The organism is Microbacterium deferens, assembly GCF_045517775.1.
GTDB lineage: Bacteria > Actinomycetota > Actinomycetes > Actinomycetales > Microbacteriaceae > Microbacterium.
The window spans coordinates 27,735-43,528 of the sequence record NZ_JBEUWT010000003.1; the positions used below are offsets into that span (position 1 = coordinate 27,735).

Annotated in this window: 14 protein-coding genes and 1 tRNA gene; 4 read left to right on the forward strand and 11 right to left on the reverse strand. The window is 70.5% G+C overall.

Annotated elements, in window-relative coordinates; genetic code table 11:
- Positions 1-39 precede the first annotated feature (39 nt).
- Together ABTU82_RS12310 and ABTU82_RS12315 are read right to left on the reverse strand one after the other, a co-directional pair.
- The gene (locus ABTU82_RS12310; protein WP_407173686.1) at positions 40-1,014 is read right to left on the reverse strand and encodes a helix-turn-helix transcriptional regulator; all 975 of its coding nucleotides are present in this window, start codon (positions 1,012-1,014) and stop codon (positions 40-42) included.
- Complete coding sequence (locus ABTU82_RS12315) at positions 1,011-2,003, reverse strand: helix-turn-helix transcriptional regulator (RefSeq protein ID WP_116646836.1); 993 nt, start codon at positions 2,001-2,003, stop codon at positions 1,011-1,013. Before ABTU82_RS12315 ends, ABTU82_RS12310 begins: the two co-directional genes overlap by 4 nt.
- A gap of 97 nt (positions 2,004-2,100) precedes the next feature.
- Between ABTU82_RS12315 and ABTU82_RS12320 the strand changes: the two genes are divergently transcribed.
- On the forward strand, positions 2,101-3,111 hold the full coding sequence (locus ABTU82_RS12320; protein ID WP_407173687.1) for a linear amide C-N hydrolase: 1,011 nt from the start codon (positions 2,101-2,103) through the stop codon (positions 3,109-3,111).
- Positions 3,112-3,137: 26 nt separating this feature from the next.
- On the opposite strand, the gene ABTU82_RS12325 is transcribed toward ABTU82_RS12320, so the two are convergent.
- From ABTU82_RS12325 to ABTU82_RS12335, 3 genes are read right to left on the reverse strand one after another with little or no spacing between them, the layout of a single operon-like run.
- Entirely contained in the window at positions 3,138-4,070 is a 933-nt protein-coding gene (locus ABTU82_RS12325; protein ID WP_133241698.1) for an FKBP-type peptidyl-prolyl cis-trans isomerase, read from the reverse strand.
- 9 nt (positions 4,071-4,079) lie between these two features.
- Entirely contained in the window at positions 4,080-5,087 is a 1,008-nt protein-coding gene (locus ABTU82_RS12330; protein ID WP_407173688.1) for a tRNA (adenine-N1)-methyltransferase, read from the reverse strand.
- Positions 5,084-5,767 (reverse strand): HAD family hydrolase, encoded by a 684-nt coding sequence (locus ABTU82_RS12335; protein ID WP_116646674.1) that lies wholly within the window; start codon positions 5,765-5,767, stop codon positions 5,084-5,086. Before ABTU82_RS12335 ends, ABTU82_RS12330 begins: the two co-directional genes overlap by 4 nt.
- A gap of 103 nt (positions 5,768-5,870) precedes the next feature.
- On the opposite strand from ABTU82_RS12335, the gene ABTU82_RS12340 reads away from it, so the two are divergent.
- Positions 5,871-6,740 (forward strand): PAC2 family protein, encoded by an 870-nt coding sequence (locus ABTU82_RS12340; protein ID WP_116646675.1) that lies wholly within the window; start codon positions 5,871-5,873, stop codon positions 6,738-6,740.
- A gap of 19 nt (positions 6,741-6,759) precedes the next feature.
- On the opposite strand, the gene ABTU82_RS12345 is transcribed toward ABTU82_RS12340, so the two are convergent.
- The 3 genes from ABTU82_RS12345 to ABTU82_RS12355 form a co-directional block, all read right to left on the reverse strand.
- Complete coding sequence (locus tag ABTU82_RS12345) at positions 6,760-8,220, reverse strand: serine/threonine-protein kinase (RefSeq protein ID WP_407173689.1); 1,461 nt, start codon at positions 8,218-8,220, stop codon at positions 6,760-6,762.
- 122 nt (positions 8,221-8,342) lie between these two features.
- Entirely contained in the window at positions 8,343-9,173 is an 831-nt protein-coding gene (locus tag ABTU82_RS12350; RefSeq protein ID WP_407173690.1) for an undecaprenyl-diphosphate phosphatase, read from the reverse strand.
- A gap of 8 nt (positions 9,174-9,181) precedes the next feature.
- The gene (locus ABTU82_RS12355; protein WP_116646678.1) at positions 9,182-10,486 is read right to left on the reverse strand and encodes a M20/M25/M40 family metallo-hydrolase; all 1,305 of its coding nucleotides are present in this window, start codon (positions 10,484-10,486) and stop codon (positions 9,182-9,184) included.
- Between the two features lie 222 nt (positions 10,487-10,708).
- Between ABTU82_RS12355 and ABTU82_RS12360 the strand changes: the two genes are divergently transcribed.
- Positions 10,709-10,794 (forward strand) — tRNA-Leu (locus ABTU82_RS12360).
- A gap of 112 nt (positions 10,795-10,906) precedes the next feature.
- Here ABTU82_RS12360 and ABTU82_RS12365 read toward each other — a convergent pair.
- Together ABTU82_RS12365 and ABTU82_RS12370 are read right to left on the reverse strand one after the other, a co-directional pair.
- Positions 10,907-12,007, reverse strand: coding sequence for a VIT1/CCC1 transporter family protein (locus ABTU82_RS12365; protein ID WP_407173691.1), 1,101 nt, complete (start codon positions 12,005-12,007; stop codon positions 10,907-10,909).
- Between the two features lie 90 nt (positions 12,008-12,097).
- The gene (locus ABTU82_RS12370) at positions 12,098-13,960 is read right to left on the reverse strand and encodes a DEAD/DEAH box helicase (RefSeq protein ID WP_240606797.1); all 1,863 of its coding nucleotides are present in this window, start codon (positions 13,958-13,960) and stop codon (positions 12,098-12,100) included.
- Positions 13,961-14,085: 125 nt separating this feature from the next.
- Between ABTU82_RS12370 and ABTU82_RS12375 the strand changes: the two genes are divergently transcribed.
- Entirely contained in the window at positions 14,086-14,934 is an 849-nt protein-coding gene (locus ABTU82_RS12375) for an SGNH/GDSL hydrolase family protein (protein WP_116646681.1), read from the forward strand.
- Here ABTU82_RS12375 and ABTU82_RS12380 read toward each other — a convergent pair.
- Positions 14,931-15,731, reverse strand: coding sequence for a TrmH family RNA methyltransferase (locus ABTU82_RS12380; RefSeq protein WP_116646682.1), 801 nt, complete (start codon positions 15,729-15,731; stop codon positions 14,931-14,933). The genes ABTU82_RS12375 and ABTU82_RS12380 overlap by 4 nt on opposite strands.
- Between the last annotated feature and the right edge of the window lie 63 nt (positions 15,732-15,794).

A 15,794-nucleotide genomic window follows, 5' to 3' on the forward strand; every position in this document is an offset into this window, starting at 1 on the left:
GCCGACCGCGCTCAGGCCGATGGCGCGACTGTGGGTCGCCTATGCGTCGTGCGCGTCACGATACTGCGTCAGCGCGGCCTGCGCCCATGCGGCGGCCGCCCGTCGGGCGGCGAGGGGTTCGAGGATCTCGACCTGGCCGCCCCGGCGGGCGGCGAGACGCTTCAGGCTGTGCTCGTCGGCAACGCGAACCGTGGCGACCGGCTTCTCGCCCGACTCGTCGACGACGGCGCGCTCCAGGTAGACGCCGAGCAGGGGCGCGACGGCCGGGTCGTACCGCACGCGCGCGACCGGGTCGTTCTCGCCGGGTTCGAACAGCGCCGGCACCGGCTCACCGCCGTGCGTGATGGGGATGTTGGTCAGAGCCACATCGCTCACCCGCTCCAGGTGGAAGGTGCGCACCGCCTCGCGAAGATGGCACCACCCCTGCAGATACCACTGGCCACTCGCGATGTGCACCTTCACGGGGTCGACCGTGCGCGTGGTGGCCGCAGCATCCGGAGCGCGATACGTGAACGAGACCGCGACGCCCCGGCGCAGGGCGTCGGCGACCACGTCGCGCACCCCGTCGACGGGGCCGGGCGCAACGATCACGTCGGCGGGGGCCGTCGCCGCACCGCGGGACAACTTGGCGAGCAGCTCCGTGACGAGGGGGCTGTCGCCCACACCCGGCAGAGTGCGGGCGAGCTGGAGTCCGGCGAGGAGCGCAGCCGCCTCTCGCGCGCTGAGCTTCGGAGAGCGCTCGAGTCCGACCGTGTTGGTGATGACGATGAGGTCGCGTTCGTCGAGCAGGTCCCAGTTGATGTCGAAGAGGTCGTGGGGCAGCTGCCAGAAGCCGCCGTCGCCCGGGAGACCGATGACGGTGAGCTTCTCGACCATCCCCCGCATCTGGTCGGGGGTGACGTCGAACTCGTCCGCCGCCTCGGCGATCGACACCTCGCCCTTGCCCACGAGGTAGGGAACGAGCTGCAGAATGAGGGCGGCCCTATCGGTCGCGACCAGCGGGCGCGCGCTCATGATGGTCCTCCGTGCAGCGCGAGTGTCGCTTCGAGCCGCCGGATGACCTCGTCGCGCAGCTCGGCGGGCTCGACCACGCGCACCTCGGGTCCGTACGACGCGATCTCATCGGCGAAGACGTGCACGTCGACGTAGGGAACGCGGATCTCCTGCCCCTCCGTGCTCGCGCGACGGCGCAGCCGCAGCGCGGCCTCGGTTCCGGGGTGCACGGCCAGCAGCGCGCTCTGGCGCGAAGCGAGCTCGCGGAGTCCGGCCAGACCACGCTCCCCCGCGTCGGCGCGAAGCGTGGGGTCGAACGACTCCTTCGTGACGACGACATCGCCGACGATGCGCGAGAGAAGGAACGTGCGCTCGGCCTCCACGCCCAGATCGATTCCGAACACGTGCCAGCGCGCCTCGTACTCGACGAGGGCGAGAGGACGGATGCGGCGAACCCGGGCGGTCTCCTCACCGGGACGCAGGTAGGAGAACTCCACCGCGCGGCTCAGCTCGATCGCGCGCTGCAGGGGTGGGAACGAGGCGTCGCGCAGACTGATCCGCGGCGCGTAGCCGATGATCGGCTCGTCGACCTCGATGCCCAGCGCCCGGATCTTCCGCAGGCCGCTGCGGGCGTCGGCCGAGAGCGACTCCGAACCCCACACGCCCCCGGCGAGATTGAGCAGAGCGACCTCGGCGGGGGTGAACTCGATATCGTCCGGCAGCTCGTACTCCGCCGTCGGAACGCGGTACCGGGCCTCGCGGAGGTCGTCGGGATCGGCGTAGTCGCCGATCGTCTCGATGGGCACCCCGAGCCCGCGGAGGTTCTCTTTGTCTCGTTCGAACATCTTCTCGAGCGCGTCACGCGACGCGCCTGCCTCGGACTGCTCCCGATAGCCCGCGACCGAAGACAGGATGGTGTCTTTGGTCAGCCCCTGCTCGGTGGCCATGAGAGCGACCACGAGATTGACGAGGCGCTCTTCCGGGGCGTTCTTCGAGGCGGGCGAGGGCACGTCTTCATCCTACGGGCGGGAGGGTTTCCGGTGGCCGCCGAGGTGTAGCCTGACGCCCGAATGCACCAGGCGGGTGCGCGCGGGGAGGGGTCGGGACATGTGCACGAGTTTCCAACTGCGGGCCACGGACGGCAGCGTCTGCGTGGCGAGGACGATGGAGTTCCCCGACATGCTCGGGGCCCGGCTGACCGTGATCCCCCGCGGGCTCGCACTGACGTCGACGGCTCCTGCCGCGGACGGTGTCTCGTGGACCAGCCGGTACGGCGTCGTCGGGATGGACGCCGTCGGCACACCGCAGCTGCTGACCGACGGCATGAACGAGAAGGGCCTGTACGCCGGGGCCCTCTACATGCCCGGATTCGCCTCGTACGAGGAGCCGGGCGATGATGCGTCGACGACGCTCGACGTGCTGGACGCCGTCGTCTTCGCTCTCACGACGTGTGCGACGGTCGCAGAGGTCTTCGACGCCTTCGCCGGTATCCGCGTGTGGGGGCGCGACAACCCCCTGATTCAGGGCGTGCCGCCGCTGCACCTCGTGCTGCACGACGCCACGGGCGCCGCCGGGGTCATCGAGTTCGAGGACGGAGCGCAGCAGCGTCGCGACAATCCCCTCGGCGTCGCGACGAACGCCCCGTACCTCGATTGGCACCACGAGAACGTGCGCAACTGGCTCCCCCGCCTCACCGCGGCCAATCCTGCGCCGGTGGCCATCCGCGGCGTGGAGTTCGCTCCCCTCTCCCAGGGGCAGGGCTTCATCGGGCTGCCGGGTGACTCCGGCAGCGCCGGACGGTTCCTGCGCGCCACCGCCTACGTCATGACGCTGCAGTCACCCGACGACGCCGACGCCCTGGAACAGCTCAGCCTGCACGCACTCAACAACTTCGACATCCCCGTCGGCATGATGAGCGGCATCAGCGGCACCGGTATCGAGCAGGACGACCAGACGAAGTGGTCGAGCATCTCGAGTCTCACCGCGCGTCGCTACATCGTGCGCACGCAGGCGAACCCGACTCCGATGGCGGTCGACCTCGGCACGACCGACTTCACCGGCGACGCCCCGCGGCAGGTCGAACTCGTCGCGGGTGGTTTCACGTCGCTGACGGTCTGACCGGAGCGGTCGGACCGGCGGGGGCTCTAGCCCACTCCGAGGACGTCGATCACGTAGACGATCGCAGGCTGAGCCTGCGCGGCGTCTGCATCGCCCGCGGGCTGGACCACCATCAGCTGCGAACCGGCCGGCTGACCGCGCAGCGCATCGGCGATCACCGGCGGCAGCGCGTCGAGCGTCTGGCGCAGCGGCTCGGAATCCCAGGTGGTGTTGACGGTCGTCTTCGGGTCGTCCCAGTCGACCGAGGTGAAAGCGAACAGCACACTGTCGTCGTCGTTGACCTCGGCGCCGTCGCCCTTCTTCAGCACCTGGACGACGGGCTCGGTCGGCGCATCGGCGTCGGGGACGATGATGCCCGGGCGGCCGTCGGGCGCGCGGACGACGGTGGGAAGGCCGCGGGCGTCGTTGTACTGGTCGGCGCCGTCGGCCTTGGGCAGGTACACCTTGCGGACGTCCACCACGGCGACCGCCGACTCCCCGTCCTCGAGTCCGAGGCCCGCCACGGCGTCGGGCGAGATGCCGTCCGCCGACAGCGCGACGACGACACGCGAGCCTTCGCTCGCGCACATCAACGCGTCACCGAACTGCGGGAACGTCTGCGCCCACTGCGTCAGGCTCAACGGACGGCTGGTGTCACCGTTGTACGAGGTCGCCACGAGCGGCTGACCGGTCTCGCCGCTGACGAGGGAGAGATCGAGCACCACGAGCTGGGAGTCGGTCGTGATCTGCGGCCCGTCACCGGTCTCGAGGTCGTACGACGTCGTCTCGGCGACGTGGAAGGGGGTGCGGACCTCGATGTCGGGCGCGGTGTCGACGGCACCCGAGACGTCGATCAGGTCGGACGTCGTCGACGACGAGGACGGACGCGGGCACGAGTCGTCGACAGAGGTCGACGCACAGCCGACGAGACCCGCCGCAGCGAGGGCGGTCACAGCGACGATTACCGGGATTCTGCGCACCGGGACAGTCTACGGGTTCGACTCCGCAGCATCCTGCCCCGCCTGCCGCACACCGTCGGCCGCCTTCTGCGCCTCGCGCACCCGCTTGCGGAGATTCTTGTCGGTGATCTGGCGGTCGCCGACCGCGCCCGGGGTCCACAGTTCGACGTCTTCGTCGCCGTAGCGCGACTTCGACGCCCGCCGCTTCTGCTCGGGAGCTACGGCGCCCGGCGCCAAGCGGCGCGCGGTGAGGAGGAATCCGGTGTGGGCGATCATGCGGTGGTCTGGACGAACCGCGAGGCCCTCGACGTGCCACCCGCGCACCATCGTCTCGTTCGCGTCGGGCTCGGTGAACAGGCCCGTCGCGCGGATGAACTCGGCCACGCGGCTGAGCTGGGTCGCGGTCGCGACGTAGCAGAGCACGACGCCGCCCGGTGTCAGGGCATCGGCGACGACGTCGATGCACTCCCACGGCGCGAGCATGTCGAGCACCACGCGGTCGACCGACGCGGGGGCGACGGCCTCGGGGAGGGCCTCGACGAGATCGCCGACGACGACGTCCCACGTCGCCGGAGACTCTCCGACGTAAGTTTCGACGTTGGCCCGGGCGACCTCGGCGAACTCCTCGCGGCGTTCGAACGAGACGAGCCGGCCGGTCGCTCCGATCGCCCGCAGGAGCCAGAGCGAGAGCGCCCCCGAACCGACGCCCGCCTCGACGACGACGGCGCCGGGGAAGATATCGGCCTGGGAGAGGATCTGCGCGGCATCCTTCGGGTAGACGATCGCGGCACCGCGGGGCATCGACATCACGAAGTCGCGCAGGAGCGGCCGGAGCGCGAGGTACTCGTGACCGGAGCTGTTCACCACCACGCTCCCGTCGGGCTGCCCGACGAGCGCCTCGTGACGGAGCACGCCGTGGTGCGTGTGGAGTTCTCCGCCGTCGCGGAGGGTGATGGTCGACAGTCGGCCCTTGGGGCCCGTCAGCTGCACACGATCACCGACGCGGAAGGGGCCGCTCAGCCGGGGAATCTCGCTCATCGTGCGTCCACCGCTCGCGCGTGGGCGGTGTGCAGGGCGGCGAGATCGGCCGCGGTGCGGCCCTCGAGACTCGGCCACAGCTCGTGCGCACCCACGCCCTCGAGCGGCAGCATCAGGGGAACGCCCAGGCTGACGGCTCCGCTCGCCACGGCCGATCGCAGGCCGTTCGGGGAGTCCTCGATCGCGACCGCGTCGGCGACGTCGACTCCGAGCGCTTCGCACGCCTGGAGGTAGGGGTCGGGGAAGGGCTTCGGGCGGCGGGCGTCATCGCCCGCGATGACGACGTCGAAGGCATCGAAGTCGATCAGGTCGACGACCGTATCGGCCATCCGCCGCATGGACATGGTCACGAGGGCGGTCTTCACGCCCTGCGCCTTGAGGTCGGCGAGCAACTCGCGCGCGCCCGGGCGGAAGGGCACACCGGTCTCGGCGAGGCGCGCCATGACCGAGTCGGTCAGGTGATCGATGATCTCCGTGACGCTCATACGTACCCCGGCGGCCTGGAAGATCCGCGCGGAGTCTTCGAGGCCCAGGCCGACGAGGCCCAGCGCCTGCTCGTGCGACCAGGTTCCGCCGTAGCTCTCCACAAGCGGCGTCTCGGCCGCCATCCAGTACGGCTCGGTATCGACGAGCGTGCCGTCCATGTCCCACAGGACGGCCGCGGGCATGGTTCTGGTCATCCGTCCATCGTAACCGTGACGACCCTCGCACTCGGGTCCGCGGGCCGCTCCGACGGGAGAAGCACCTATCCTTGATGCATCCCGTCCCGGCAGAGGAGGTTGCGTGGAAGCACTGGGTCGCCGAATCATCGTCTGCGCGTTCGACGGATGGAACGACGCGGGCGAAGCGGCATCCGCCGCCGTCTCGCTCCTGCGCGAACAGGGCGAGTACGAGCCCGTCTTCTCCGCCGACCCCGAGCTGTACTTCGATTACCAGTACACCCGCCCCCACATGGTCGCCGACGGCGACGGCGGGCGGAGCCTGCGCTGGCCCGAGGCCACGCTCTACCGGCCCACCCGCACCCAGCGCGGCGCGACGCAGCTCTGGGTGCTCACCGGCGTCGAGCCCGCCCGCGCGTGGCAGGCGTTCGCCAGCGAGTTCGTCGACGTCGCCCTGCGCGAGGACATCACGGGCTTCGTCTCGCTGGGCTCGATGATGTCGGACGTTCCGCACACGCGGCCGATCTCGATCTTCGCGGGCAGCGACAACGAGAGCGTCCGCGATCAGCTGGGTCTCGAGCGCAGCACCTACGAGGGGCCCGTCGGAATCCTGTCGGTGCTCGGCAGCGCCGCGGATGCCGCGGGCATCCCGTCGGCGAGCCTGTGGGCCAGCATCCCCCACTACGTCGCCGGACACACCCCCTCGCCGAAGGCGACCCTCGCGCTCCTCGACCGACTCGAAGACGTCACCGGCGCCGAGGTGCCGCGCGCAACCCTCGCCGCCGACGCCGCCGCGTGGGAGGCGTCCATCGACGCGGCCGCGGCCGACGACGAGGAGATGACCGACTACATCCGGCAGCTCGAGCAGACCCGCGACACATGGGACTCGCCCGAGGCGTCGGGAGACGCCATCGCGCAGGAGTTCGAGCGCTACCTGCGCCGAGGCGGCGACGGACCGACGAAACCCGGCAGGGACGACACACCCCGACGCTGAGCCGGGGGTCGCCCCGCCGTTACGGCTTCGCCCCGGGTCTGCTTTCTTCCTTGGCTGCTTTCTCGGCGGCCCGCTGAGCCTCGGCCGCGGCTTTGGCCGCGTCGCGCTGCTCGGCCTTGCGGTCGTTGTCGGCCGCGACCTCCGTCGAACGGTCGGCTCCGTTCGACACACCGGGTGCGGTGCCCGGCGCGTCTACCGGAGCGGCATCGTCCGGACCGGGTGGTTGCTCGACGCCCTCCTGATCGCCGCTCGGGGCCTCCGGCTCGTTCGGCTGCGGCTCGACCACGACGCTCTCGACAGGAGCCGCCGGGACGTTACCCGTCTCGGCTTCGACCGTCTCGACGTCCAGATCGGGCTCCGCCGTGGGCGCATCGGAGGGGACGCCATCGACCGCGACCGTCTCGGCGGGCGAAGGGACCGCGGCCCCGGGGCCCCCGAAGAGCCAAGCCCCGAGAACGATCACCGCGGCGGCCGCGGTCGCTCCCCCGGCGATGGCGAGGCCGTGCCGGTGCAACGGGCGGCGGGATCGTCGACGCGCAGCGCGAGAGACAGGCGGTTCGAGCTCTGTTGTCCGCGCCGCGGATGCCGGGACGGACGTGTCGACCGGCGTGACGGCGGTGACCGCCGTCGACGGCTGATTCTCGACGAGCTCGAGAGCTGCGGCCGCCGTTGCGACTTCCGATGCGGTCGGCCTCTGCGCGGGGTCGAGGGCGGTCATCCGTCGCAGCAGCCCGCCCCATTCGTCGCCGAGCGAGCTCGGGACCTCGGGCGCGGAGGTCACCCGGGTGACGAGGGACTCGACGCCGCCGATCGCGCCGAAGGGGCGTTGGCCGGTGAGCGCTTCGATCACGAGCAGCCCGAGCGCGTAGATGTCGGCGGGGGGAGCCGGGGGCTCGCCTTTCACCTGCTCCGGGGCGAGGTAGGCCATGGTTCCCACCACGACCCCGGGCGTCGTCAGTCGCGAGCTGTCGGCGAGGTAGGCGATGCCGAAGTCCGCCAGGCGCGCCCGGCGCGGCCGCCCCGGCAGGGTGGGAGGCGAAAGGAGCACGTTCGAGGGCTTGACGTCGCGGTGCACGATCCCGGCCGCGTGCACGACATGGAGAGCATCGGCGAGCTCGACGACGAGCCGCGCGGCGTCGCGCGGGGCGAGTGGTCCGTCGTGCAGCACGCCGCTGAGGGTGGGCCCGTCGACGAGCTCCATGACGAGGTAGCTCACGCGTCCCGGCGCGATCCGCGCATCGAACAACGTCACGAGTGAGGGATGACTCAGAGAGGCGAGCAGCCCCATCTCACCGCGCGCACGCTCGAGCGCAGACGCGTTCTCGGTGCCGTCTCGCATGACCTTGATCGCGACCGAGCGACCGAGCGCGTGGTCGAAGCCGCGATGAACGCGCGCCATACCGCCCTCGCCGATGCACTCCTGCAGTTGGTAGCGAGCATCCAGCAGCGCCTCGGTCGGGGCGTCGTCGTCGGGTGTCATCGATGGCCCTTCACGGCGTCGCGACGGGTGGCACGCGCCATCGCCGAACCTATCCGTACGAAAGCCGACGACATCCGCTCTTGACGAACCGGCCGGAATACGCTTGTGCCCGAGCTCGACGATCAGTAGGCCTGGAGCACCCCGGTCGACAGCAGCACGATCAGCACCACGCCGAGCACCACGCGGTAGACCACGAAGGGCAGGAAGCTGCGCTTCTTGATGTACTGCATGAGGAAGGCGATCACCGCGAGTCCGACGGCGAAGGCGACCACCGTCGCGATGGCCGTCTCACCGGCACCGTAGGGCCCGCCGGGCGCTTCGAAGCTCTGGTACAGCTCATAGAAGCCGCTGCCGAACACGGCGGGTACGGCGAGGAGGAACGCGTACTCCGCCGCGGCCGGGCGTGTGTAGCCCAGCGCCAGCCCGAGGGTGGTGGTGGCGCCCGACCGCGACACGCCAGGGACGAGTGCGAGAGCCTGCGCGAAGCCGAGGCCGAGGCCGTGCGGGAAGGTCATCTGCTCCATCTCGCGGCGCCGAGCGCCCCAGCGGTCGGCGGCTCCGAGAAGCAGGCCGAACACGATGAGCACGATCGCGACCAGCCAGAGGTTGCGGAACGTGTCGCGGATCACGCTCTGGAACGCGAAACCCAGCACACCGATCGGCAGCGTTCCGACGATGATCAGCCAGCCCAGGCGCGCATCGGGGTCGTTGCGCGGCACCTTCCCCGTCAGCGACTGCGCCCATCGCGTGATGATGCGCACGATCGTCTTCCAGAAGTAGAGCAACACCGCCAGTTCGGTGCCGATCTGGGTGATCGCGGTGAAGGTCGCCCCCGGATCGGTGGCCGACGGCAGGAACTCCCCCACGATGCGCAGGTGCGCGCTGGAGGAGATCGGCAAGAACTCGGTCAGTCCCTGGACCAGACCGAGGACGATGGCCTCGATGAACTGCATGTGCGCTCCTAGTAGGTCCGGATGAGGTCGGTCAGCACCCGCTGGCCGAACACGAGTGCGTCGACGGGCACGCGCTCGTCGACGCCGTGGAACATGCCGGTGAAGTCGAGGTCGGCCGGCAGGCGCAGCGGAGCGAATCCGTAGCCGGCGATGCCGAGGGCGGCCAGCGCCTTGTTGTCGGTGCCGGCGCCCAGCAGGTACGGGATCACGGGGACGCCGGGGTCGTGGCGGCCGAGCGACGACACCATCGCCTCCACCAGGTCACCCCGGAACGGCACCTCGAGGCCGATGTCCTGGTGCACGATCTCGATGTCGACCTCGTCGCCGACGATGTGGCGGATCTCCTCGAGCGACTCCGCCTCGGTGCCCGGGAGCACACGCACGTCGATGAGCGCTTCGGCACGATCGGGGATCACGTTGTGCTTGTACCCCGCGGTCAGGCCGGTCGGGTTGGTCGTCGTCCGCAGTGTCGAGCGGAGGAAGGCGGATGCTGCTCCCGCCCGCTCGGCGAGGGCATCGGGGTCGCCCCCGGCGGAATCGCCCGTGAGGCGGGTGACCGCATCCAGGAACTCGGTGGTCGTGTCGGTGAGGCGCACCGGCCAGGCGGCCCGGCCCAGACGTGCGACGGCCTCGGCGAGCTTCGTGACGGCGTTGTCGGGGTGGAGCCTGCTGCCGTGGCCGGCACGACCCCGGGCGACGAGCTTCATCCAGATGAGGGCCTTCTCGCCCACCTGGAGCAGGTAGGCGCGGCGGTCGTCGAACGAGATCGAGTAGCCGCCGACCTCGCTGATGGCCTCGGTGGCGCCGGCGAACCACTCGGGACGATCGCGGACCACGAGAGCCGAGCCCTCCACTCCCCCGTTCTCCTCGTCGGCGAAGAACGCCAGGATGAGGTCGCGTTCGGGCTGCTCGCCCGCGCGCAGCAGGTCGGCGACGGCGGTGAGGATCATGGCGTTCATGTTCTTCATGTCGACGGCGCCCCGGCCCCACAGCATCCCGTCGCGGATCTCGCCCGCGAACGGGTCGACGCTCCAGTCTTCGGCGATCGCCGGAACGACGTCGAGGTGGCCGTGCAGGATCAGCGCGGGCTTGTCCTGGTTGCGCCCCGCCACCCGCGCGACGACGTTGGTGCGTCGCGGAATGGGTTCGTAGTACTCGGTGGTCAGCCCGAGCCCCTCGAGGTAGGCCCCGACGTACTCGGCGGCTTCGCGCTCGCCGTGCGCCGTCCCCCCGCCGAAGTTCGAGGTGTCGAACCGGATGAGGTCCGCGGCGATCCGGGCGACCTCGGGAAGGCCGTCGTCAGGCGTGGGCATGAGGGCTAGGTTATCGCGCCGCCGCGTCGGTCTTGTTTCGGCGCAATGCGTGCGCGTCGCGAATCCGCACGGGCCCGCTCGAATCGACATCGACGGGTCGATCCGCCGTGCGGGTTCGCCCGCCCGGGTGTGGATTCGCGCGTGGGAGCCCGGCGTGGTTCGCCGTGCGTTCCGGTGCATGGTAGTGTCGTTCCTCGGTTGCGAAACCGAAAAACACCCACTGCGCGGGTGGCGGAATAGGTAGACGCGCTAGCTTGAGGTGCTAGTGCCCGTATTAGGGCGTGGGGGTTCAAGTCCCCCCTCGCGCACAGAATGACGAACGGCTCCCCGACAGGGGGGCCGTTCGTCGTTGTGCGCCCAGACATCACGACCGGCCGAGACATCGCGCCAGGCGGCGCGTCTCGGCCGATCGTGGGTGTGTCAGCCGGCGGAGACGCCGAAGAGCAGACCGAGCGCGTAGGTGACGGCGGCGGCGCCGTAGCCGATGAGCAGCTGCCGGAGGGCGCGGCGCAGGGGTGGTCCGCCCGAGAGCAGCCCGACCATCGCGCCCGTGACGAACAGCGCGATGCCGACGAGGGCGAGGGCGAGCACGACGGCCGCGAGGCCGGAGAGCCCGAAGATCCACGGCAGCACCGGGATGATCGCGCCCGAGGCGAAGAACAGGAAGCTCGAGATCGACGCACCCCAGGCGCCGCCCACGATCTCGTGCTCGCCGGATGCTTCGTGGGCGCGCGGGTTCGGGAGCCCGGGCCGGCGCGAATCCTCGACGACGCGGCGGGCGTTCTCGAGAGCCTCCTCGGGATCCATCCCCCGTGCGCGGTAGACGAGTGCCAGCTCGTTCGCGTCGATGTCGAGGTGCGGGATCGCCGCGTCGGCGAAATCGCTCGGCTCGGTCGAGGCGAGCAGCTCGCGCTGCGAGCGGACCGAGACGAACTCCCCCGCGCCCATCGACAGGGCGCCGGCGAGAAGACCCGCGATGCCGCTGAAGAGCACGAACCCGGGCGCGACCCCGGTCGCCCCGATCCCCATCACCAGCGCGAGGTTGGAGACGAGTCCGTCGTTCGCGCCGAAGACGGCGGCCCGGAAAGTGCCCGAGAGCCGTCGACGCCCGCGCGCGGCCAGGCCCCGCACCACCTCGTGGTGCACCTTCTCGTCGGCGGCCATCGCCGCGGTCGCGTACGGCTCGTCGTCGTAGGGCGACCGCGCCTCGGCGTTCTGGGCCAGGGCGAGCACGAAGATCGAACCGAATCGCTGCGCCATCCATCCCAGCATCCGCCCGCCCAGCCCGGGCCGCGGCACGCGTGCCGGTTCGCCGCCGATGAGCTCGAGCCAGTGCGCCTCGTGACGCCCCTCGGCATCGGCGAGAGCGAGCAGGATTGCGCGCTCCTCTCCCGAGCGGCGGGCGGCGAGCCGTCGGTAGATCTTCGCCTCGGCACGCTCTTCGACGAGGTATCTCGCCCACCGCCGTCGGTCTCGGGGAGTGGGCGCAGCCGTCACGGTCGTTCGGTCCTCTTCATTCATCCGGAAACTCACCTCACGCTAACGGCGCGCACGACGGCGCCTCCTCGAAAGCCCGGGATTGCCAGCATTTCGGGGCTCCGAACCGGGGGCTCAGGAGTGCACGCGCTTGCGCAGTACCTCGATGCGCGCCTGCAACTGCGCCACGGTCGCGTGCGAGACCGCCGGGCCGCCGCAGATGCGCCGCAGCTCCGCGTGAACGAGTCCGTGGGCCTCGCCGCTCTGGCGCGCGTACAGCCCGACCAGGCTGTTGAGCAGTTGCCGCTGTTCTTTGAGCGTGCGATGAAGTGCCGCAGGAGGTGCGTCGACGGGGGCCGCGTCACCCGCGGGCGCCTCGCGCTCCTTCGCCTCGCGAGCCGAGCGGTGGCGCCCCTGCTTGGCCTGCCGCGCCATCAGCACCTCGTGCACATGCTCGGGTTCGAGCAGTCCTGGAATACCGAGGAACTCCTCCTCCTCCAGGGTTCCGGGAACAGCCAGCTGGCCGAACTCCTTGCCGTCGAACAGCACTCGGTCGAAGTGCGCGAGCGAGCCCATGGCCTGGAACTGGAACTCCTGCTCGAGCGCGTCGGAGGCTTTGTCCTCGCGCTCGGCGGCGTTCATCATGTCTTCTTCGGCGTTCCAGTCGTCGCCGTCGCTGTCGCGGTCGAGGGCGTGGTCGCGCTGGCGCTCCATCTCGCCGGCGAGGGCGAGCAGGTTCGGCACGTGGGGCAGGAACACGCTCGCCGTCTCGCCGCGACGCCGGGCTCGCACGAAACGGCCGATCGCCTGGGCGAAGAACAGCGGCGTCGATGCCGAGGTCGCGTAGACGCCCACCGCCAGACGTGGCACGTCGACACCCTCCGACACCATGCGCACGGCGACCATCCACCGGCTGTCGTCGTTCGAGAACCTCTCGATGCGCGATGACGCCTCCGCCTCGTCCGAGAGCACGACGGTCGGCGCCTCGCCCGTCAGCCCCTCGAGGATGGCGGCGTACGCGCGCGCGGCGGTCTGGTCGGTGGCGATGACGAGCCCGCCCGCGTCGGGCACCTGCTCGCGCACCTCGGTGAGTCGGCGATCGGCCGAGCGCAGCACGGCCGGGATCCACTCGCCGTTGGGGTCGAGCGCGGTGCGCCACGCCTGCGACGTGATGTCTTTGGTGTTGTCCTGCCCGAGCTGGGCCTCCATCTCTTCGCCGGCCTTCGTGCGCCAGCGCATCGAGCCGGCGTAGACCAGGAAGAGCACCGGTCGGACGACGCCGTCCTCGAGCGCGCGCTTGTAGCCGTAGCTGTAATCGGTGCGCGAGATGCGGATGTTGTTGGCGTCGGGGTGGTACTCGACGAACGGGATCGGCGCGGTATCGCTGCGGAACGGTGTTCCCGACAGCAGCAGGCGGCGGGTCGCGCGACCGTAGGCCTCGCGAAGCGCATCGCCCCAGCTGAGCGCGTCGCCGCCGTGGTGCACCTCGTCGAGGATGACGAGGGTGCGGGCGTTCATGATGAGGTCGTGATGGACGGATGCTTTCGTCGCGACCTGCGCGTAGGTGACGGCGACGCCGTGGTACTGCCTGGACGGCACCGAGTGGCGGTTGCTGAAGAACGGGTCGAGGCGGATCGAGACGCGGGCCGCAGCATCCGCCCACTGCGTCTTCAGGTGCTCCGTGGGCGCGACGACGACGATGCGGTCGACGACGTTGCGACGCAGCAGCTCACTGGCGAGCCTCAGTGCGAACGTCGTCTTGCCGGCGCCGGGGGTGGCCGCCGCGAGGAAGTCGCGCGGTCCCTTTCCGACCCCGTCGGGACCGTCGGCGCCGAAGTAGATGTCGAGGGCTTCGGCCTGCCAGGCGCGAAGGCGCTGGGCGGTGCCCCAGGGGGCGCGTTGCGGGTAGGTGGGAGAGAGGTGCTCGGCGGCGAAGCTGCCGAAATGCGGGTCGTTCTCGTCTGTTCCGGGAGGGTTCGTGAGCGTTCCGTCTTCCACGTTCCTCCTTTCCGATGCGTCGAGCGCAAACATCAACGATAGGTCGTCGCGCCGACATCCGACTCCGCCGACGACGATGGAGGGAGTGCGGCCTCCCCGCTAGCCTGGAAACGGAGGTCCTGCTGATGATCGAGTCCGAGAAACTGCACCAAGACAACGCCGGCCCCCACCCGTGGCGCCGGTACGTCGCCCTCGGCGACTCGTTCACCGAGGGCATCGGAGACCCCGTGCCGGGCGGACACCGCGGCTGGGCCGACCGGGTCGCGGAGGTGCTCGCCACCCAGGTCGATGACTTCGCCTACGCCAACCTCGCGGTGCGCGGAAAGCTGATCGCGCAGATCGTCGCCGACCAGATCGAACCGGCCCTCGCGCTCCAGCCCGACCTCATCACGATCTCGGCGGGTGGCAACGACGTGATCCGCCCGGGCACCGACCCCGACCAGGTCGCGCAGCAGTTCGAAGACGCCATCGTGCGGCTCTCCGCGGGCGGAGCCACGATCGTCGTCTTCACCGGGATCGACACGCACTTCACCCCGGTGTTCCGCAACATCCGCGGAAAGGTCGCGATTTACAACGAGAACATCCGCGCCATCGCCGACAGGTACGACTGCGTCGTCGCCGACCAGTGGGGTCTCAAGGAGATCCAGGACATGCGGTTCTTCGACGACGACCGTCTGCACATGAACCCGCTCGGCCACCACGAGGTGGCCCGGATGGTGCTGCGCGCGTTGAACGTCCCGAACGACCTTCAACCCATGCAGCCCGATCCGCTGGGCGTGACGACCTGGCGTGAAGCGCGCGAGAAGGACTTCGTCTGGGCCCGCACGCACCTCGTGCCGTGGGTGCTGCGGCGGCTGCGGCACCAGTCGTCGGGCGATCTGATCCAGGCCAAACGCCCGGAGCCGACGCCGATCTTCGTCCGCGCGGTGGAGTCGGATGCCGCGAACAGCGGCGCACAGCCCGGCCAGCTCTAACGGCGCAGCGCCCAGATCGCGACGGCCGATGCGGCGGCGACGTTGAGGGAGTCCACTCCCCCGCCCATCGGGATGGTGACGACCGTATCGGCCCCGGCCAGTGCGCGCCGGCTCAGCCCGTCGCCCTCGGCGCCGAGCATCAGCGCGATGCGCTCGGGACGATCGGCGGCGAACGCGTCGAGCGTGACCGCACCGTCGGACAGCGCCAGCGCGGCGATGTGCAGCCCGGCGTCGTGGAGGGCGGCCGTTGCCGCCGGTCCTTCCGGCAGCCGCGTCCACGGCACCTGGAACACCGTGCCCATGCTCACGCGCACGCTGCGTCGGTAGAGCGGATCGGCGCAGCGCGCCGACACCAGCACGGCGTCCGCGCCGAGCGCGGCGACGCTGCGGAACACCGCGCCGACGTTCGTGTGATCGACGATGTCCTCGAGCACGACGACGAGCCGTGCGTCGCGCACGACCTCGGCGACGGGGCGTTCGGGCGGGCGGTGCATGGCCGCCAGCACGCCGCGATGAACGGCGTACCCCGTGACGTCCTCGGCGAGGGCGGCCGGCACCACGAAGACGTCGACCGCATCGGTGTCGACGATGTCGACGGTCTCGGCGACCCACTTCTCCTGCACTAAGACGGAGCGGGGGCGGTGCCCGGCACGCAACGCGCGGGCGAGCACCTTCGCCGACTCGGCGATGTACAACCCGCCCTGCGGTTCGATCACTCGCCGTAGGGCGACGTCGGTCAGGTCTCGATAGTCCGACAGGCGCGGATCGCGCGGGTCGTCGACGGGGATGATGGGCATGATTCCTCCCCACTCTGCCACCGACCGGACACCCGCCCGCGCGGCCTACACTCGAATCGGTGA

Coding starts and splice junctions, on each gene's coding strand:
- ABTU82_RS12310 (WP_407173686.1), bottom strand. CDS start 1,014: ATGAGCGCGCGCCCGCTGGTCGCGACCGATAGGGCCGCCCTCATTCTG.
- ABTU82_RS12320 (WP_407173687.1), top strand. CDS start 2,101: ATGTGCACGAGTTTCCAACTGCGGGCCACGGACGGCAGCGTCTGCGTG.
- ABTU82_RS12330 (WP_407173688.1), bottom strand. CDS start 5,087: ATGAGCGAGATTCCCCGGCTGAGCGGCCCCTTCCGCGTCGGTGATCGT.
- ABTU82_RS12335 (WP_116646674.1), bottom strand. CDS start 5,767: ATGACCAGAACCATGCCCGCGGCCGTCCTGTGGGACATGGACGGCACG.
- ABTU82_RS12345 (WP_407173689.1), bottom strand. CDS start 8,220: ATGACACCCGACGACGACGCCCCGACCGAGGCGCTGCTGGATGCTCGC.
- ABTU82_RS12350 (WP_407173690.1), bottom strand. CDS start 9,173: ATGCAGTTCATCGAGGCCATCGTCCTCGGTCTGGTCCAGGGACTGACC.
- ABTU82_RS12355 (WP_116646678.1), bottom strand. CDS start 10,486: ATGCCCACGCCTGACGACGGCCTTCCCGAGGTCGCCCGGATCGCCGCG.
- ABTU82_RS12365 (WP_407173691.1), bottom strand. CDS start 12,007: ATGAATGAAGAGGACCGAACGACCGTGACGGCTGCGCCCACTCCCCGA.
- ABTU82_RS12375 (WP_116646681.1), top strand. CDS start 14,086: ATGATCGAGTCCGAGAAACTGCACCAAGACAACGCCGGCCCCCACCCG.
- ABTU82_RS12380 (WP_116646682.1), bottom strand. CDS start 15,731: ATGCCCATCATCCCCGTCGACGACCCGCGCGATCCGCGCCTGTCGGAC.